Below are 18,710 nucleotides of genomic sequence, written 5' to 3' on the forward strand. Positions count from 1 at the left end.
CTTGCTGCCATACCTGAAACTAAGATGAATAAAGGGATGCAGACAAATTGTTAGAGCATGAGAGCAAAAGTCGCGTTGAATTACTGTGGAGAAAGCAGCGTAAGCTGTTTGAGTTTGCAATTGATTCTTCTGTCATTTGTTTTAGCAATCCGGTTATGCTTGATTCGGAATGAAGCAACATATTCGGCTACCGAATACAAAGCAGAAATCTTTGACTCGCGCTACAGATACATTCATCAGACTTTTATTGTTTTCTATATAAAAAGCAACCATCTTCGCCCAATACACAGTGGAAATAATTAAGAATCCGGCATTCCTTCCGTACGTGACAAATATAGATAATTCTAATCTGATCGAAAATGACATTAGTATTTTTTCCATCTTGCACACATATGTATTACAGGAAAAACTTCTTTTCAATGCTTACATGTTTCGTCTATATATAAAATCACTGTTAAATCACTCCGCAATCTCAAACAAAAAGGTCATCTGTCTGTTACATACCCGACTTGAATATAGTAACCTAAACTTTTAAATTATGGCTAGAGAAAGCGTAAAAATCTTACAAGGAAAGCTTGATGTAGAAAGCTTGATTTCACAGTTGAATGCAGCATTGTCTGAAGAATGGCTAGCATACTACCAGTATTGGGTAGGTGCATTGGTAGTAGAAGGCGCTATGCGTGCAGACGTACAAGGCGAGTTCGAAGAACATGCAGAAGAAGAACGCAGACATGCGCAACTGCTTGCCGACCGCATTATCGAACTAGAAGGAGTACCCGTATTGGACCCGAAGAAATGGTTCGAACTGACAAGATGCAAATATGATGCTCCCCAAGGATTTGATTCTGTAAGTCTGCTAAAAGATAATGTAGCTTCTGAGCGTTGCGCAATACTGCGTTATCAGGAAATTGCTGACTTTACCAATGGAAAAGATTTCACTACCTGCGACATTGCCAAGCATATCCTTGCTGAAGAAGAAGAGCATGAACAAGATCTTCAGGATTACCTGACTGACATTGCCAGAATGAAAAAATCATTTCTCGACAAGTAATTTCCGACTCGTCAGAGAATGAGCGAAAGGCAGTCTTAAAAAGAGAATATCAAAACATTCTCTCTTCAAGATTGCCTTTTTTCACAAATATATGCGAAAACGCCCCCAAAGTTTATACTCCTTTAAACTCCTTTTGAACAATTTTCGTCCTGATTGGAACACCGCATTTCAGTTGATTCCTCCTACCTTTGCAACCACACTTAATCATAAAGTGCATAGAAAACAGGTATAAAGAGTATAAAAAGAAAAGACTATGGCAAATCAATTATCAAGAACTGATAGTTCATCCAATCAGGATATCAGACAACGATTCAACGTAAAAAAAACAATCATCGGAGTTATTGTTTTATTAATAGGATTATTTCACTTACCTGAAGCGATCCTCCTCATTATGGACGGCATTTCTTTAGATAGCATATTGTATCTTATCGGCAATATATTACTCTGTCTGCTTGGTATATACCAACTTAAATTCCGTTCCAGGGAAATGAGATATCTGCCGACTAAAAGCGTGATCAAAGAGAAGAACTATTCTTTCAATCTGAAATACCTTGAACCATTGAAAGAAATGATCGAATCAGGCAATTTTTCTAACAATATCAATATTGAGAAAGGAACAGGCGGAAATCTTCGGCTGGATGTCCTCATGTCGGCTGACAAGAAATTCGCAGCAGTGAGATTGTTACAGTTTATCCCTTACAGCTACATTCCGGTCATGGATATGCAATATCTGCGGAATGACAAGATCGCCGCTCTGGAGAATTTCCTGGAACACTCTAAATAAGGGTCCGTTTTATTTTATCCATCCCCACTTTTATGTAATAGTGCGATAAAAACCAAACTATTTTCAAACAAATCAAGAAGAAATCTTTCTTTTTTCGTATTTTTGTCCCAATATGCACGTTTAATTCAAGTAGACAACGAACATCAACGAAAAAGAATGAGAGTAATTGATTTAATACATAACAGCGAAAAAACAGCTTTCTCTTTCGAAATCCTTCCTCCACTGAAAGGTACAGGCATCGAAAAGCTGTATCAGACTGTCGATACCCTTCGGGAGTTTGATCCGAAATATATCAATATCACCACGCATCGCAGCGAATACGTATATAAGGATCTGGGCAACGGACTTTTCCAGCGAAACCGGCTGAGAAGACGCCCGGGGACTGTTGCCGTAGCTGCCGCTATCCAGAACAAGTATAATATAACGGTGGTTCCGCACATACTGTGCAGCGGCTTCACCCGTGAAGAAACCGAATATGTACTGCTCGACCTGCAATTCCTCAATATCACCGATCTGCTGGTACTTCGGGGAGATAAGGCCAAACATGAATCAGTATTCACTCCCGAGGGCGACGGATACCATCATGCTATCGAGTTGCAGGAGCAAATCAATAACTTCAATAAGGGAATCTTTGTAGACGGTTCGGAGATGAAAGTAACCAACAGCCCGTTCTCCTACGGTGTGGCTTGCTATCCGGAGAAGCACGAGGAGGCTCCCAACATCGAATCCGATCTCTTCTGGCTGAAAAAGAAAGTAGAAGCAGGTGCGGAATATGCTGTGACACAGTTATTCTACGACAATAAGAAATACTTCGAATTTGTAGAGCAAGCGAAGGCAGCAGGTATCAATGTACCTATCATTCCGGGCATCAAGCCATTCAAGAAGTTATCTCAACTCAGCATGGTGCCCAAGACATTCAAAGTAGACTTGCCGGAAGATTTGGTCAAGGAGGCTTTGAAATGCAAGAACGACAAGGAAGCCGAACAGGTTGGTATCGAATGGTGTGTCGCCCAATGCAAAGAGTTAATGGCACATGGAGTGCCAAGCATCCACTTCTACTCCATCGGAGCAGTGGACAGTATCAAAGAAGTGGCTAAAATCATTTATTGATATGTTTTTCAGAGACGTAATCGGACAAGAAGAAATCAAGCAACGACTCATTCAGGAAGTGAGTGAAGGGCGCATACCGCATGCCCAACTGATCTGTGGCCCCGAAGGAGTCGGTAAGATGCCGCTGGCTATCGCTTATGCCCGCTACATCAGTTGCACCAACCGGGGTGAGACGGATGCCTGCGGAGTATGTCCGTCGTGTGTGAAATTCAATAAACTGGTACATCCGGACGTACATTTCGTATTCCCCATCGTGAAAAGTTCTAAAGGGAAACGGGAAGTGTGCGATGACTATATCGCCGACTGGAGACCATTCGTTCTGAAGAATCCGTACTTCAACCTGAATCACTGGCTGAGAGAAATGGATGCCGAGAATGCACAGGCCATCATCTACGCGAAAGAAAGCGATGAAATTCTGAAGAAACTCAGCCTCAAATCGAGCGAAGGAGGATTCAAGATCACGATTCTCTGGTTGCCCGAAAAGATGCATCCGGTATGTGCCAACAAATTATTGAAATTGCTCGAAGAGCCACCTGAGAAAACCATCTTCCTGCTCGTATCGGAAGCTCCGGAAATGATTCTGCCTACCATTCTGAGCCGTACTCAACGCATGAACGTGCGAAAAATAGACGAGCCGGCCATCGACCGCGTATTGCAGTCCAAATACGGTATCCAACCTGCCGACAGCCTTTCCATTGCCCATCTGGCAAACGGGAACTTTATCAAAGCACTGGAAACTATTCATCTGAATGAAGAGAATCAGCTCTTCTTCGACTTATTTGTCAGCCTGATGCGATTGTCCTATCAACGGAAAATCAGGGAAATGAAGCTTTGGAGCGAACAGGTTGCCGGCATGGGACGTGAACGCCAGAAGAACTTTCTGGAATACTGTCAGCGCATGATCCGCGAAAACTTTATATTCAATCTCCATCAGCGTGATCTGACATACATGACAATCAACGAACAGAATTTCGCCTCTCGCTTTGCTCCTTTCGTCAACGAAAGGAACGTAATGGGCATCATGGATGAACTAAGCGAAGCGCAACTACATATAGAACAAAATGTAAATGCCAAGATGGTATTCTTCGACTTCTCACTGAAGATGATCGTACTGTTGAAGCAATAATAAATATATAAACTATGGAATATAAGCTTCATAATGGGAGCGGCGGTCTTTGCTGCAAAGGATGCTCCCGACAAGATAAGAAACTGAACACTTATGATTGGCTGGCAGACATACCAGGCAACGCGGAAGAGTGTGATATGGTGGAAGTACAATTTAAAAACACCCGAAAGGGCTATTACCGCAACAGCAACAAAATCAAACTGGAAAAGGGAGACATCGTTGCCGTAGAAGCTGCTCCGGGGCATGACATCGGTGTCGTGACCCTGACGGGAAGACTCGTCCCACTGCAAATGAAGAAGGCCAACTTCAAGACTGATGTTGAAATAAAAAGAATCTACCGGAAAGCGAAGCCGGTGGATATGGAGAAATTCAACGAAGCGAAAGCGAAGGAACATGCGACCATGATCCGTGCCCGCCAGATCGCACTGAACCTGAACCTGGATATGAAAATCGGTGATGTGGAATATCAGGGCGACGGCAATAAGGCTATTTTCTACTACATTGCTGACGAACGTGTGGACTTCCGCCAACTGATTAAGGTACTTGCCGAAGCTTTCCGTGTCCGCATTGAAATGAAACAGATCGGTGCACGACAGGAAGCGGGACGTATCGGAGGTATCGGTCCTTGCGGACGGGAGCTTTGCTGCGCTACATGGATGACGAGCTTTGTGTCGGTATCTACAAGTGCCGCCCGCTTTCAGGACATTTCACTGAATCCTCAAAAGCTTGCCGGACAGTGCGCCAAGTTAAAGTGTTGTCTCAACTATGAGGTGGACTGCTATGTGGAAGCTCAGAAACGCCTTCCTTCCAGAGAAATCGAACTGGAAACAAAGGACGGCACTTTCTACTTCTTCAAAGCTGATATTCTGAGTAATCATGTTTCTTACTCTACGGACAAGAACTTCCCCGCCAACCTGGTAACAATCAGTGGAAAACGTGCCTTTGAGGTGATTGCCATGAACAAGAAAGGAATGAAACCGGATAGTCTGCTCGAAGCTGAAGTGAAGCAAGAATCCAAAAAGCCGATTGACTTGCTGGAACAGGAAAGCCTCACCCGCTTCGACCGTAACCGAAATAATAAGGACGGAAACAACGGTAACCGGAACAAGAAGAAGAGAAAAGGAAATAATGACAACCGCCCGCAGGCACAGGCCGAAGGTGGAAATCGTCCGCAGCAACCTCAGAGGGGGGAGAACGAGAATCGTCCCCAACCGTCAGAGAACGGCAACAGAGGAGAAAGAGGAGACAGAGAAAATCGTCCGAGAAACAATAACAATAATAACCGGAACAGAGGACAGAATCAAGGACGGAATAATGAGAACAGACGTCCGGAAAGAGGACAGAATCAGGAACGTCCACAGAATCCGAACCGTCCGCAGAATCAAGAGCGTCCGCAGAATAGAGAACGGCAACCCAAACAGGAACGTCCTCAAAATCAGGAACGCCCGCAGGAACAAGGAAGACAACCCAACCAGGAACGTATTCCCAGACCTGAAAGAAATTCGAATCAAGAGAAACCGCAAAATAATGAAAAGCCTGCTCAGGAATAGCTTATTTTGTTTATTCGGTGCCTGCCTCATGGCAGCCTGTAATGAAAATACCGTGTATCACTCCTACCAGTCCCTGCCCAATGAGGGATGGGGAAAGAGTGATACACTCTCTTTTCAGTGTCCTGTTACGGACAGCATTCCTGGTACACTCAGATTATTTGCGGAAGTTCGCAACAGAAGTGAATACCCTTACCGCAACCTTTACTTATTCATTCATGAGAATCTGCTCGACTCCACAGTATGGCGCACTGACACGATAGCGGTCAACCTGGCTGATTCCACAGGAAGATGGACAGGCAATGGGTGGGGAAGTATCTATCAAACAGCAGTTTTTGTCAAATCTGTCCGCCCGCTGCATCCCGGAAACTACACAGTTAAGATTGTGCACGGAATGCAGGATGAGAAATTAACCGGACTCAATGACGTCGGTATCCGGATTGAAAAACAAGGAGAATAGATTAAAGCCTTCTGCCTCTTCCGGCATCCAGCCTCAGGAAGATAAACAATAAAATGGTGAATCCCCACAAGGAAGAACCTCCGTAACTGAAGAACGGCAAAGGAATACCAATTACCGGAGTCAGCCCAAGCACCATCCCGACATTAATAAAAAGATGGAAAAGGAAAATACTGACAACGGAATATCCATAGACACGTGCAAAAGTGGAAGTCTGCCGCTCGGATAAAGCAATCAGTCTCAGAATCAATATAAGGAAAGCCAACAGAACAGCAGCCGAACCGACAAATCCCTGCTCCTCTCCCACTGTGCAGAAGATAAAGTCAGTATCTTGTTCGGGCACATATTTCAGTTTCGTCTGTGTGCCATTCAGAAAGCCTTTTCCGGTCAATCCACCGGAACCGATGGCTATCTTTGACTGATTGACATTATATCCTGCTCCCGTCAGGTCTTCTTCCATACCGAGTACAACCTTGATACGGATTTGCTGATGGGATTCCAAGATGTTATCAAATACGTAGTTACTGGAATACAGAAAGCCGATAGAGCCGATGGCAAACAGGGCAATCAGGAAATAGGAACGTTGACGCTCTCTCAATGCCAGATAGAGCAGATAACCTACCACAAGAACACAAAGCCCCCATTGCACCCATACCAGACTGAAGTGTATTCCGTATTCCGATATTAAATATGCGATAAGCAGAATGATCAGGCTTCCTCCGATAATGTTCCGTGTGGGTTCCCACTTTTTGGGGTACACCCATACCATTCCTCCGGCAAACAACAGAATCAATAACAACACGATAAATTCGCCCAACGGTGTGGGAGTATCGGCAATAAAGACCTCGTCAAAACGGATGCCGACAACAAAGTAAATCACTGCACACAAACCGGCAAAAAGCACTACACCGGGCATTCCTTCCCGATAAAGCACCAAAAAGAAGGCAAGATAGACTAATGCTGACCCCGTCTCCCGCTGTCCGATAATCAGGAGCATCGGAAGAAGAATGATAAAGCCCAAGACGAAGGCACACTTTTCTTTCTTTATGCTGAATGAGTATGAGTTCATATATTTCGCCAGCGCCAGTGCCGTAGCAAACTTGGCAAACTCGGCGGGTTGCAGGCTGACCGGTCCCATCACCAGCCAAGAACGCGATCCTTTCGTATCCGGTGCGATAAAGATGGTAACAATAAGCAGCACAATCATCCCTACATATATAATGTACGCGAACATATCATACATCCGGTCTTCCAGCATCAGCAAAACAAATCCCAAACCAAAGGAGCAGATAATCCATACAAACTGCTTTCCGGCACGGGTAGAGAAATCAAAGAAGTCACGATCGCCATAGTCATAGCTGGCACCGCAAACGCTGAACCATCCGCCGACAATCAAAAGCAGATAGATACCAATCGTTACCCAATCCAGTGTTTTCCACAAACTATCGTTCCTCGTTACCATATAAGATGATTCTGTTACTGATTTCTTCTGCTCTTAACTCATTCTCGGGCGACAACTTCCCTTTCATATATTGTTCCATCATCAATGCACCGATCGGCACTCCATAAGTCGCTCCCCAACCTCCATTCTCTACATATACGGCAATGGCGATCTTAGGCTGGTTCATCGGAGCAAAGCCCATAAACACCGAATGGTCATGTCCGCGATTCTGCGCTGTTCCTGTCTTTCCGCAGGCTTCAAGTTCCGGCACCATCACGGACAGCATACGGCAAGTACCTCCGGTGGCAGCAGCACGCATTCCTTCTACCACAGATTCATAATGTCTTCGCTCTATGGTTGTGTTGCGTGGATGTCGATAAATGCTATCCAACTGCGCATCCTGAATTTCCTTCACAATATGTGGTGTTGTAAAATGTCCGCGATTGGCAATCGTTGCCCCTAAGTTAGCTATCTGAAGAGGGGTAGACAGAATTTCACCTTGTCCGATGGAGATACTGATGACCGTCAGTCCGTTCCAGTGTCCACGATAAGCCTTGTCATAAAATTGCGCGTTCGGTATCAAGCCCCGTTTCTCTCCGGGCAAATCAACTCCTAACTTATAGCCGAATCCCTGAGAAACCATGTGATCTTTCCAAACTGTGATGGCATTCTGCGGTGAACCGTACTTGCGATCGCCGAACATACGGAACAGCCCCCAACAGAAATAGGAATTGCAAGAAGTCGCAATAGCCGGAATCAATGGCAAAGGTGAGCCGTGAGCATGACATCCCACTGTCAGACGCCCATAATGGAAACCACGAGAACAGGGGAAAGAAGGACTTTGCTCGGTAATGATTCCTTCTTGCAGGAAGGTCAGTCCCTGTGCCGTCTTGAAAGTTGACCCCGGAGGATAGACTCCCATCAACGCACGATTGAGCAACGGTTTCTGTTTATCGCGTTGCAGCATCAGATGGTTCTTGCCACGCTGACGACCAATCATCAGATGCGGATCATAATTCGGAGAAGAAACCAGACAAAGGATTTCTCCGGTTTCCGGTTCGATAGCTACGATACTTCCAATCTTATTTTTCAATAACCGTTCGCCTAATATCTGCAAATCGATGTCGAGACTCAGAGTCAGATTCTTGCCCGGAATGGAAGGACGGTCATACTCTCCGTCCATATAACGTCCCTGGATACGTCCATGCGCATCGCGCAACAGAATCTCTACTCCCTTTTCTCCACGCAGGTATTTCTCGTACGATCTTTCAACTCCCAGTTTTCCTACATAATCTCCGCGGATGTAGTATCCCTCTTCATCCGCCTCCATATCTTTAACGGATACCTCACCGATATCCCCCAAAGCATGGGCGGCAGCATTGTATGAATATTGCCGGATCGTACGCCGCTGAATATAAAAACCGGGAAACTTGAACAGTTTCTCCTGGAAGACACCGCACTCCTCCGCAGAGAGTTGTGACATGAACAGCTGGTTGGTATATCGGGAATATCCCGGATTGCGGCGGCGGTCTCTCATATCACTCATGATCTTAAGGAACTGAGCACGAGTAATGCCCAACGACTCACATAAATCGAGTGTATCCAGATTTTCGACCTCTTTCGGGACAAGAGTGATGTCATAGGCCGGCTGGTTGAATACCAGCAGTTTGCCGTTACGGTCGTAAATAGCACCCCGTGAGGGATATTGAATTTTATTCAGGAAAGCATTGCTGTCGGCATTCTTCTTGTAGTCGTCTGTCGTTATCTGCAATACAAAGAGGCGTATCAGATAAATCAACACAATAGTTAAAGCAATCCCCCCGATAACAAATTTCCGCTTTTCTAATCTATAGTCTTTTGCCATTCCTATCTCCTTATTCCTTCTACAGCAAGAATGCAGGTTAAAGTCAGAAGGGTGCACGAAATCACCCGCAATAACAACAGCCAGATGCTGGTAAATGAGAAGAACTCAATGCTGAGTAATGCCAGGCTATGGACAAAAACACTTGCCGTGGTATATTTCAGGAAAGGAGTGATGCCCATGCTCTTGAAAGAAGGGATGATACTGTCCAGATTGTCACGCGGAGTAAACAGGCGCAGCAAGGACGGACGAAGGAAAGCCAGCAGCACGGTTGCCGCAGCATTCATCCCCGGAGTATCGGCAAAGATATCAATGGTTAGTCCGAAGAAGAAAGCCCACAACATCAACTCATTCCGGGAAGTTCCGGAAGCGAATTTCAGTATAAAGTAAATGTAGAGAAAGGGAGTAGCATATCCGGCAATATGTACGTTATTCAGGATCAGCACCTGAAGAAGTACCAGCCCGATAAACCATCCGATTCTATGTATATAGGTAATTATCATTATTTCACAGCCTTATTTTCCAGTTCTTTCTGTTCCTGCTGACCGTTCCGGGCTATCACCCGCACATCACTCACCTTGCCGAAATCGGTAGCCAACTTGATTTTCAACAAATAAGACAATCCGTCGTGCGAATCGGACATATCATCGACTGTTCCTACCATAATTCCTTCAGGGAATACGGTAGAGAAGCCGCTTGTCACCACCGTATCACCCAGATTAAACTCTGCATGACGAGGCAAATCTTTCAGATACGCATAACGGGAATCTCCATGCTCCCACTTCAGATAACCAAAGTAGTCACTTCCGACAATCTTGCAACTAATATTTGACTTGCTGTTCAATACCGAAATCACGAGTGAATACGAAGAGGAGGTTTCATAGACAATGCCCACTATTCCGTTTCCGTCCACCACTCCCATTTCGGGACGGATGCCGGAAGAAGAACCCTGATCGAGCGTTATATAATTATCCGCCTGATTCAGACTGTTCTTAATGACGTGTGCCTTGAACAACCGATAATCTGTCAGAGGTATCTCCCTGATGCTGTTTACAGTGGCCGAATCAACCTGATGCTCCCGCAACGCCTTTTCCAGATTAGTGATCTGCTGTTCGAGCGCCATATTACGATCCAGCAAGTCTGCGTTGACCGATTTGAGATGGAAATAAGAGCTTATTCCTCCCGAAACTTCATAAACTGCCCCCACAACGACATTGGCAGATGTAAAAAAAGTACTCTGCTGATAGTTGTTGAACCGAAATAACAAAACAAAACTGGCTACCTCTAATACGATGAAGAGGAACCAGTAATTGTATTTCAAAAGGAAGTTTATTAAATTCCGCATGAATAATGATCCGTATTATTTATCTCATCAAGAAAGAGAAACGGTCTACATTCTTTAATGCCACACCCGTACCTTTGGCTACTGCGTGCAAAGGATCTTCAGCAATGTGGAAAGGTATGTTAATTTTATCTGTCAAACGCTTGTCCAGTCCGCGAAGCAATGCACCACCACCGGCAAGATAAATACCGTTGTGTACAATATCCGCATACAGTTCGGGCGGCGTATTTTCCAATGCACTCAAGATGGCTGTTTCAACCTTGGAGATGGATTTCTCCAGACAGTGAGCCACTTCCTGATAACATACGGGCACTTCCATCGGAAGAGCTGTGATACGGTTCGGTCCATGAACGATGTAATCTTCCGGAGCGTCATCGCCAAGCTCGGTCAGTGCGGCACCTACGTTGATCTTAATACGTTCTGCCATACGTTCGCTGACTTTCACATTATGCTGACGGCTCATGTATTCCTGGATATCCGCAGTCAGATCATCACCGGCGATACGGATAGAGTTGTTGGAAACGATACCTCCCAAAGAGATAACGGCAATTTCCGTAGACCCACCACCTATATCCACGATCATGTTTCCTTCGGGCGCTTCTACATCAATACCGATACCGATTGCCGCAGCCATCGGTTCGAATATCAGATAGACGTCACGCCCACCGGCATGCTCGGCTGAGTCACGAACGGCACGGAGTTCTACTTCCGTACTTCCCGACGGTACACCGATCACCATACGAAGTGACGGCGAAAACAAGTGATTACGAGTATTTACCTGCTTAATCAAACCGCGCATCATTTGCTCGCAAGCATAGAAGTCGGCGATCACTCCATCCCTCAACGGACGAATAGTACGTATATTTTCGTGGGTCTTTTCGTGCATCAACTTCGCCTTTTCCCCAACGGCGATCATCTTATCTGTACGGCGATCCAAGGCCACAACCGAAGGCTCATCCACCACAATTTTCCCGTTTGTGATGATGATGGTATTGGCTGTCCCCAAGTCCATCGCTATTTCTTGTGTAAAAGAGAATAATCCCATTAATATAAAGTATTAAGTATTAAGTATTAGGTATTAAATATTAGGTATAAAGTAGACTGCCTTATCCGCAAGGTTAATACTTAATACCTAATACTCAATACCTGTTTTTAATGTTTAAAATGACGGATACCGGTGGTCACCATCGCCATACCGTGCTCGTTGCAGTAAGCAAAAGTAAGATCGTCTTTCACCGAGCCGCCCGGCTGGATGACTGCCGTAATACCTTCTTTGTCTGCTATTTCTACGCAATCCGGGAAGGGGAAGAAAGCATCTGAAGCCATTACCGCACCGTTCAGATCGAATCCGAATGATTTGGCTTTTTCAATCGCTTGCTTCAAGGCGTCTACCCGTGAAGTCTGTCCCACACCGCTTGCAAGAAGCTGTTTGCCTTTTGCCAGCACGATAGCGTTCGACTTGCTGTTCTTAACAATCTTGTTGGCAAACAACATATCTTCCACTTCTTCCGGAGTAGGAGCTTTGTCTGTCACAGTTCTCAGATCGGCAACCGTTTCAATATTCATATCTTTGTCCTGCACCAATACACCGTTCAGCAAAGCACGGAACTGTTTCTTCGGCAGTTTGGCTTCTTTGCGAACCAGGATGATGCGGTTCTTTTTCTGTCCCAGAATTTCGAGCGCGTCTACGTCATAGTCCGGCGCGATAATCACTTCGAAGAATATCTTGTTGATCTCTTCGGCTGCTGCCTTGTCAATCACTCCGTTAGTAATCAATACGCCTCCGAAAGCGGAAACGGGATCACCGGCCAACGCGTCTGTCCATGCTTCCAATACAGTTGAACGAGAAGCCAGGCCACAAGCATTATTATGTTTCAGGATAGCGAAAGTCAAATCTTCGTATTCGTCGATCAGATCAACGGCAGCATTGATGTCCAGCAGGTTGTTATAAGAGATTTCCTTACCGTGAATCTGATCGAACATAGCGTCCAGATTTCCGTAGAAATAACCTTTCTGATGAGGATTTTCACCGTAACGGAGTTGCTTCTGGTTGTTTACCGAACAACGGAAAGCAGAACCTTCGCCGGCATCGAAATAATTGAAGATAGCTGAGTCGTAGTGAGAAGAAACGGCAAACGCTTCTTTTGCCATCCAGCGACGTTCTTCGAGTGAAGAAGTAGCGCCATGTTCCATCAGCATATCCAGCAATGGCTTATATTGTGCCTGAGAAGCCACGATGATGACATCGTTATAGTTCTTGGCAGCAGCACGAATCAAAGAGATTCCACCTATATCGATTTTTTCAATGATGTCTGCTTCGGATGCGCCGGAAGCCACGGTAGCTTCAAACGGATACAGGTCGACAATAACCAAATCTATTTCGGGGATTTCATACTTTTCAATCTGTTGAATATCCTGTTCCAGGTCACGACGGCAAAGGATACCTCCAAAAATCTTCGGATGTAATGTCTTCACTCTACCACCAAGGATTGAAGGATAAGTGGTCAAATCTTCCACTGCCTTACAAGGATATCCTAGTGATTCAATAAACTGACGAGTTCCACCTGTTGAGAGAAACTCGACTCCTTCTTCGTAAAGTTTGGTAATAATTTCGTCCAAACCTTCCTTATGGTATACAGATACCAATGCAGTTTTTATTCTTTTAGACTCTGACATTGAATTGCTTATTAAGTATTTGATGCGCAAAGTTACGAAATATTGTTTATCGTACGTAATAAATAAGGTGTGAATTAATAAAAAAAAGCGTTGACTGTTCCTGTTGGAAAGTCAACGCTCCTTCGCATATATAGTTTCTAATCAAAATCTATTACCAGATAGACACTCGTTTGTCCTTCGCTACGAACATAGGATCATGTTCTGTGATATTGAATGCTTCGTACCAGTTCTGGATATGAGGCAATGCTCCGTCCACACGCCATTTTCCTAAAGAGTGAGGATCGAGTTTGGTCAGTCGGAGAATCTCTTCCGGACGGATGTGTCCTGCCCATACATTAGCATAAGCGAGGAAGAAACGTTGTTCGGGAGTGAATCCGTCAACAACTTCCAGCGGTGCTGTTTCCATTGCTTTCTTGAAAGCTGCGAAAGAAACCTGCAAGCCACCGTGGTCGGCAATGTTCTCTCCCAAAGTCAGCTCACCGTTACCATGTACACCGGGAGCCACCTCTATGCTGTCAAAGAAGTTAACCATTACCTGAGCACGTTCTTCGAACTTTTTAGCATCTTCTTCTGTCCACCAGTCTTTCAAGTTACCATCCTTGTCGTATTGACGGCCCTGATCGTCGAATCCGTGAGTCATTTCATGGCCGATTACCACACCGATAGCACCATAGTTCATCGCATCGTCAGCGTTCATATCGAAGAACGGAGCCTGCAGGATAGCGGCTGGGAAACAGATTTCGTTGGTTGTCGGGTTATAGTAAGCGTTCACCGTCTGAGGTGTCATCAACCATTCGTCCTTGTCGACCGGCTTACCGGCTTTCGCGATCATGTCATTGAAATCCCATTGGCTGGCACGCTCGATATTTGCCCAATAAGAGTCGTCTTTGATCTCCAGAGCAGAGTAATCTTTCCATTTATCCGGGTAACCGATCTTTACATGGAAAGTAGCCAGTTTCTCTAATGCTTTCACCTTTGTCGGTTCGCTCATCCATTCCAGCGCTTTGATACGTTCGCCCAGAGAAGTCTGCAGGTTCTTCACCAATCCAACCATACGTTCTTTGGCAGCGGCAGGGAAGTATTTTTCGACATACATCTGTCCTACTACTTCACCCAAAGAGCCGTCTACAGTGCTTACTGCACGTTTCCAACGAGGCTGCATTTCTTTCTTGCCGGACATTGTTCTGCTATAGAAGTCGAAGTTTTGTGCCACGAAATCATCACTGAGGAAAGAGGCTGCGGCATCGATCAGATTCCATTGAAGATAGAACTTCTGATCTTCAAGAGGCACTGTATTAATAACATCGGCAACTTCCTTCATGGCTGCAGGCTGACCGACATTCACTTCTTTCAAGTCATTCAGTCCCGAAGTAGTGAAGTAAGCATCCCAGTTAAAAGTAGGGAAGTTCTTTTTCAGCGTTTCCATATCCATCTTATTATAGTTGGCATGCGGATCACGCAATTCTACTTGTGAACGGGCAGCTTTGGCAAGACGTGTTTCGATGTTCATCACAGCCACCATTGCTTTCTGTGCGGTAGCTTCGTCATAGCCAGCCAACTGGAACATTTTAACGAGGTGTTCCTTATATTTATCGCGGATACTCTTTGTCTGCTCGTCATTCTCCAGATAGTAGTCACGCTGTCCCATTCCGAGACCGCCCTGATAGGTCTGAACCATGTTCATAGAGCTGTTCATATCATCCGCACTAACAAACATAGTAAAGTAAGGACGTATTCCTTTCTTCTGACTTTCGGCAATGTAGGTGTAAATCTCTTCTTTATCTTTGAGCGCATCGATAGCCGCCATTTCTTCTTTGATCGGAGCTGCTCCTTCTTTGTTCAGCTTCACGCTATCCATAGCGATGTTATAAAGATCACCCACTTTCTGGGCAGCACTGCCCGGAGCGTTGTCTTTCTTTGCAGCCAGTTCGGCAATCAGTTCTTTCAACTGTTCGCGGCTTTTCTCGTGAAGCATATCGAAAGAGCCGAAGCGTGAATACTCGTCTGTCAGCGGATGACTTTCAATCCATCCACCGCAGGCATACTGATAAAAACTTGTACCCGGCATTGCCGTGGTATCCAGATTAGCAAGGTCGATACCGGACGTTAGTACGGCCTCTTTCTTGCTATTACATCCTGTTGTCATAAGGCATACGGCAAGAATTGGTAAATACTTGGTTACTTTCATATTATATAATAAATTAGTTTTTCACTTCTTCCAGTTCCATCGAAACCCGTTCCCACTCTTCAACGGTGGTATCCAATTGCTGTTTCAGCTTCTGATGCCGTTCATACAGTTGCATATCCGATGCTCCTTCCGGGGTTGCCATCTTTGCTTCCAGAATGGCGATTGCCGATTCCGTTTCTTCAATCGAAGCCTCACAGTCCGCCACCTGGCGTTCCAACTTCTTTATCTTCTTATTGAGTTCCTTCTGCGCTTCATACGAGAGTCTGTTCTCCGAAGGTTGCTCTGTATCCGCTTCGTTTCCTTTGGCAGATGTGGTAGGAGAAGTAGAGAGAGAAACTCCTTTCTGAAGTTCATTCAGGCTGTCGATCTTCTTCTTTTGCAGGAAATCGTAAATACCGCCAAGATGTTCTTTCACTGTTCCACCACCGAACTCATATACTTTAGTCGCAAGTCCGTCCAAAAAATCACGGTCGTGGCTGACAAGTATCACTGTTCCGTCAAATTCGCGGATAGCTTCTTTCAGTACATCTTTGGAACGCATATCCAGATGATTGGTAGGTTCGTCCAAAATCAGGAAGTTCACCGGTTCCAGCAGCAACTTAATCATAGCCAGACGAGTACGCTCTCCACCGGAAAGTACTTTCACTTTTTTATCCGAAGCCTCTCCGCCAAACATGAATGCACCCAAAATGTCACGTATCTTCAACCGGATATCTCCTGTCGCCACACGGTCGATCGTATCAAATACCGTCATGTTTTCATCCAGCATCTGCGCCTGATTCTGTGCAAAGTAACCGATCTGCACGTTATGCCCGATCGTCAGTTTACCATCAAAATCAATCTCGCCCATGATACATTTCACTAACGTAGATTTACCTTCTCCGTTCTTTCCGACAAATGCGACTTTTTCTCCTCTGTTGATCGTCAGATTCACATCATGGAAAACAACGTGCTGTCCGTATGCCCTGCGTACGTCTTCACAGATAACCGGATAATTCCCGCTGCGGCTGGCAGGAGGAAATTTCAGACGGAGGGAAGAGTTGTCTTCCTCATCGACCTCGATACGGTCTATCTTTTCCAGTTGTTTGATACGACTCTGCACCTGTACGGCTTTGGTTGCCTTATAGCGGAAACGTTCGATAAAGTCTTCCGTATCCTGTATCTGCTTCTGCTGATTCTCATAGGCACGGAGCTGCTGCTCACGACGTTCTTTACGTAATACGACAAACTCATCGTACTTCACTTTATAGTCATAAATCTGACCGCAGGTAATCTCGATCGTACGGGTAGTTACATTATTAAGGAAAGCACGGTCGTGGCTGACCAGCACAACAGCATTGGCACGGGTAGACAGAAAGTTCTCCAGCCATTGTATACTCTCGATATCCAGATGGTTAGTCGGCTCATCAAGGAGCAGCACATCCGGACGACGGAGCAAGAGCTTCGCTAGTTCGATACGCATACGCCAGCCGCCGGAGAATTCGGAAGTCGAACGGTTAAAGTCTTCCCTGCTAAAGCCCAATCCCAACAGGGTACGTTCTATTTCCGCCTGAAAATTGGTTCCTCCCATCATCAGGAAGCGGTCGTTTTCGTGTGTGAAGCGGTCTATTAACTGGTGGTATTCTTCGGATTCATAGTCGGTGCGGTCGGCAAGCTGCTGATTCATCCGTTCAAGGTTTGCCTGAAGTTCGAAAATATGCTCGAAAGCGAGTTCTGCTTCCTCCATCACCGTGCGGACATCCGAAAGGATCATGACTTGCGGCAGATAGCCGATTGTTACATCTTTAGGGACGGCTACCACTCCACGGGTCGGGTTTTGCAGACCTGCCAATATTTTCAACATAGTCGATTTGCCCGCACCATTCTTGCCGACCAAAGCGATGCGGTCTTTTTTATTGATAACATAGCTGACATCCGCAAAGAGCGGTGTCGCATTAAATTCTACTGATAATCCTTCTACTGAAATCACGTCTGTCTCTGATTTATAAGATTTTGGATTGCAAAGATAATGAATAATTATTGGATAAAGGGCAGTATTATCCGTTATGAAAGACAAAAAAAGCAGTCATTCTCATGAATGACTGCTTCCTAGTCTTTATCAAAAGCTTTTCTTTAGAACAATTTAGCAGGGTATTCACCGGCATCTACCAATGCCTGAATCTTATCCACTACGCTCTGACGGTCTTCCGGATAAGTTACACCAAACCATTTGCTGGTAGTATCCAGAACTTCTACAGTTGCAGTTCCGTCGTTAATCAATTTATCCACCATCAGCGGGATAAAGAATTCGCTCTTCAGGTTCTCCATGTTCTTCGGATCGCTCAGGAAAGTCTTGAAGAACTCTTCACTGTAAGCAAAGTAGTCGGGAGTAAAGCCCCAGAAGTTCATACTTACCGGAGTCGTATCAGGAGTAGCTGTCCATTCACCGTTATCATCGATGTATTTTACTTCGCCGTCCAGACGTTGAATCTTCGTACGTTCCACTACGGAAGTCAGCAAGTTGTTAGCATCTGTACTGCAGATACCACGAGATACCGTACCGCTCTCGCTCAACGTATTTCCCACACGGAAACCTACCATTGAATAAACATTCTTGGAATTTTCGGGAAGAGCAGACAGGAATTTGCCCATTACCTGGAACGAGTCACGACCATAGAAGTCATCGCAGTTGATTACCGCAAACGGTTCACTAATCACATCAGCTCCCATCATTACCGCATGATTTGTACCCCATGGTTTTGTACGGTCTGCCGGACAAGTGAACCCTTCCGGAAGATCATCAATAGACTGGAATACCAGTTCGCAAGGAATGTGGCCTTCGTATTTAGAAATAATCTTTTCGCGGAAATCCTGTTCAAAATCTTTGCGGATTACAAATACAAGCTTACCAAATCCTGAGTTGATAGCATCATAGATAGAGTAATCCATAATAGTTTCGCCGTTAGGACCCAGTCCGTCCAATTGCTTCAAGCCTCCATAACGGCTACCCATACCAGCAGCCAATAAGAATAAAGTTGGTTTCATAAATTGTGTAATATTAAAAGGTTAGTGATGTCAATGGCATCAGATTTCGTTGCAAATTTACAAAAATAGTTGAATCCAACAGGACAAATATCAATCATTATTC

15 protein-coding genes are annotated in these 18,710 nt (G+C 45.1%); 6 read left to right on the forward strand and 9 right to left on the reverse strand.

Annotation, left to right across the window (positions count from 1 at the left end):
* Positions 1-538: 538 nt before the first annotated feature.
* The 6 genes from DW640_RS20150 (at position 539) to gldH (ending at position 6,078) form a co-directional block, all read left to right on the forward strand.
* Positions 539-1,051, forward strand: coding sequence for a ferritin-like domain-containing protein (locus DW640_RS20150; protein ID WP_117578876.1), 513 nt, complete (start codon positions 539-541; stop codon positions 1,049-1,051).
* A gap of 253 nt (positions 1,052-1,304) precedes the next feature.
* Positions 1,305-1,835, forward strand: a complete 531-nt coding sequence (locus DW640_RS20155; RefSeq protein WP_055229879.1) for a hypothetical protein — start codon at positions 1,305-1,307, stop codon at positions 1,833-1,835.
* A gap of 156 nt (positions 1,836-1,991) precedes the next feature.
* Positions 1,992-2,945 (forward strand): methylenetetrahydrofolate reductase [NAD(P)H], encoded by a 954-nt coding sequence (gene metF, locus DW640_RS20160; RefSeq protein ID WP_008766920.1) that lies wholly within the window; start codon positions 1,992-1,994, stop codon positions 2,943-2,945.
* A gap of 1 nt (position 2,946) precedes the next feature.
* Complete coding sequence (locus tag DW640_RS20165) at positions 2,947-4,071, forward strand: DNA polymerase III subunit (RefSeq protein ID WP_048696101.1); 1,125 nt, start codon at positions 2,947-2,949, stop codon at positions 4,069-4,071.
* 14 nt (positions 4,072-4,085) lie between these two features.
* Positions 4,086-5,621 (forward strand): regulatory iron-sulfur-containing complex subunit RicT, encoded by a 1,536-nt coding sequence (gene ricT / locus DW640_RS20170; protein WP_117578877.1) that lies wholly within the window; start codon positions 4,086-4,088, stop codon positions 5,619-5,621.
* On the forward strand, positions 5,599-6,078 hold the full coding sequence (gldH, locus tag DW640_RS20175; RefSeq protein WP_008766923.1) for a gliding motility lipoprotein GldH: 480 nt from the start codon (positions 5,599-5,601) through the stop codon (positions 6,076-6,078). Before ricT ends, gldH begins: the two co-directional genes overlap by 23 nt.
* Before the next feature lies 1 nt (position 6,079).
* Here gldH and rodA read toward each other — a convergent pair whose 3' ends face one another.
* The 9 genes from rodA to DW640_RS20220 form a co-directional block, all read right to left on the reverse strand.
* On the reverse strand, positions 6,080-7,537 hold the full coding sequence (rodA, locus tag DW640_RS20180; protein ID WP_048696106.1) for a rod shape-determining protein RodA: 1,458 nt from the start codon (positions 7,535-7,537) through the stop codon (positions 6,080-6,082).
* The gene (gene mrdA, locus DW640_RS20185; RefSeq protein WP_008762750.1) at positions 7,518-9,380 is read right to left on the reverse strand and encodes a penicillin-binding protein 2; all 1,863 of its coding nucleotides are present in this window, start codon (positions 9,378-9,380) and stop codon (positions 7,518-7,520) included. The genes rodA and mrdA overlap by 20 nt, the downstream gene beginning before the upstream one ends.
* A 2-nt stretch (positions 9,381-9,382) precedes the next feature.
* Complete coding sequence (mreD, locus tag DW640_RS20190; RefSeq protein ID WP_008762749.1) at positions 9,383-9,880, reverse strand: rod shape-determining protein MreD; 498 nt, start codon at positions 9,878-9,880, stop codon at positions 9,383-9,385.
* The gene (gene mreC, locus DW640_RS20195; protein WP_055300351.1) at positions 9,880-10,722 is read right to left on the reverse strand and encodes a rod shape-determining protein MreC; all 843 of its coding nucleotides are present in this window, start codon (positions 10,720-10,722) and stop codon (positions 9,880-9,882) included. Before mreC ends, mreD begins: the two co-directional genes overlap by 1 nt.
* Positions 10,723-10,741: 19 nt before the next feature.
* On the reverse strand, positions 10,742-11,764 hold the full coding sequence (locus DW640_RS20200; protein WP_008762747.1) for a rod shape-determining protein: 1,023 nt from the start codon (positions 11,762-11,764) through the stop codon (positions 10,742-10,744).
* 107 nt (positions 11,765-11,871) lie between these two features.
* Positions 11,872-13,395: a bifunctional phosphoribosylaminoimidazolecarboxamide formyltransferase/IMP cyclohydrolase gene (purH, locus tag DW640_RS20205; protein ID WP_117578878.1), complete on the reverse strand. Its 1,524-nt coding sequence runs from the start codon at positions 13,393-13,395 to the stop codon at positions 11,872-11,874.
* A 151-nt stretch (positions 13,396-13,546) separates the two neighbouring features.
* Positions 13,547-15,583, reverse strand: coding sequence for a M13 family metallopeptidase (locus DW640_RS20210; RefSeq protein ID WP_117578879.1), 2,037 nt, complete (start codon positions 15,581-15,583; stop codon positions 13,547-13,549).
* Between the two features lie 13 nt (positions 15,584-15,596).
* Complete coding sequence (locus tag DW640_RS20215; protein ID WP_117578884.1) at positions 15,597-17,552, reverse strand: ABC-F family ATP-binding cassette domain-containing protein; 1,956 nt, start codon at positions 17,550-17,552, stop codon at positions 15,597-15,599.
* 143 nt (positions 17,553-17,695) lie between these two features.
* Positions 17,696-18,607 (reverse strand): nucleotidyltransferase, encoded by a 912-nt coding sequence (locus DW640_RS20220; RefSeq protein WP_117578880.1) that lies wholly within the window; start codon positions 18,605-18,607, stop codon positions 17,696-17,698.
* Between the last annotated feature and the right edge of the window lie 103 nt (positions 18,608-18,710).

The sequence above is a fragment of the Bacteroides sp. AM23-12 genome, from assembly GCF_003434395.1.
In the GTDB taxonomy this organism is placed as follows: Bacteria; Bacteroidota; Bacteroidia; order Bacteroidales; family Bacteroidaceae; genus Bacteroides; species Bacteroides thetaiotaomicron.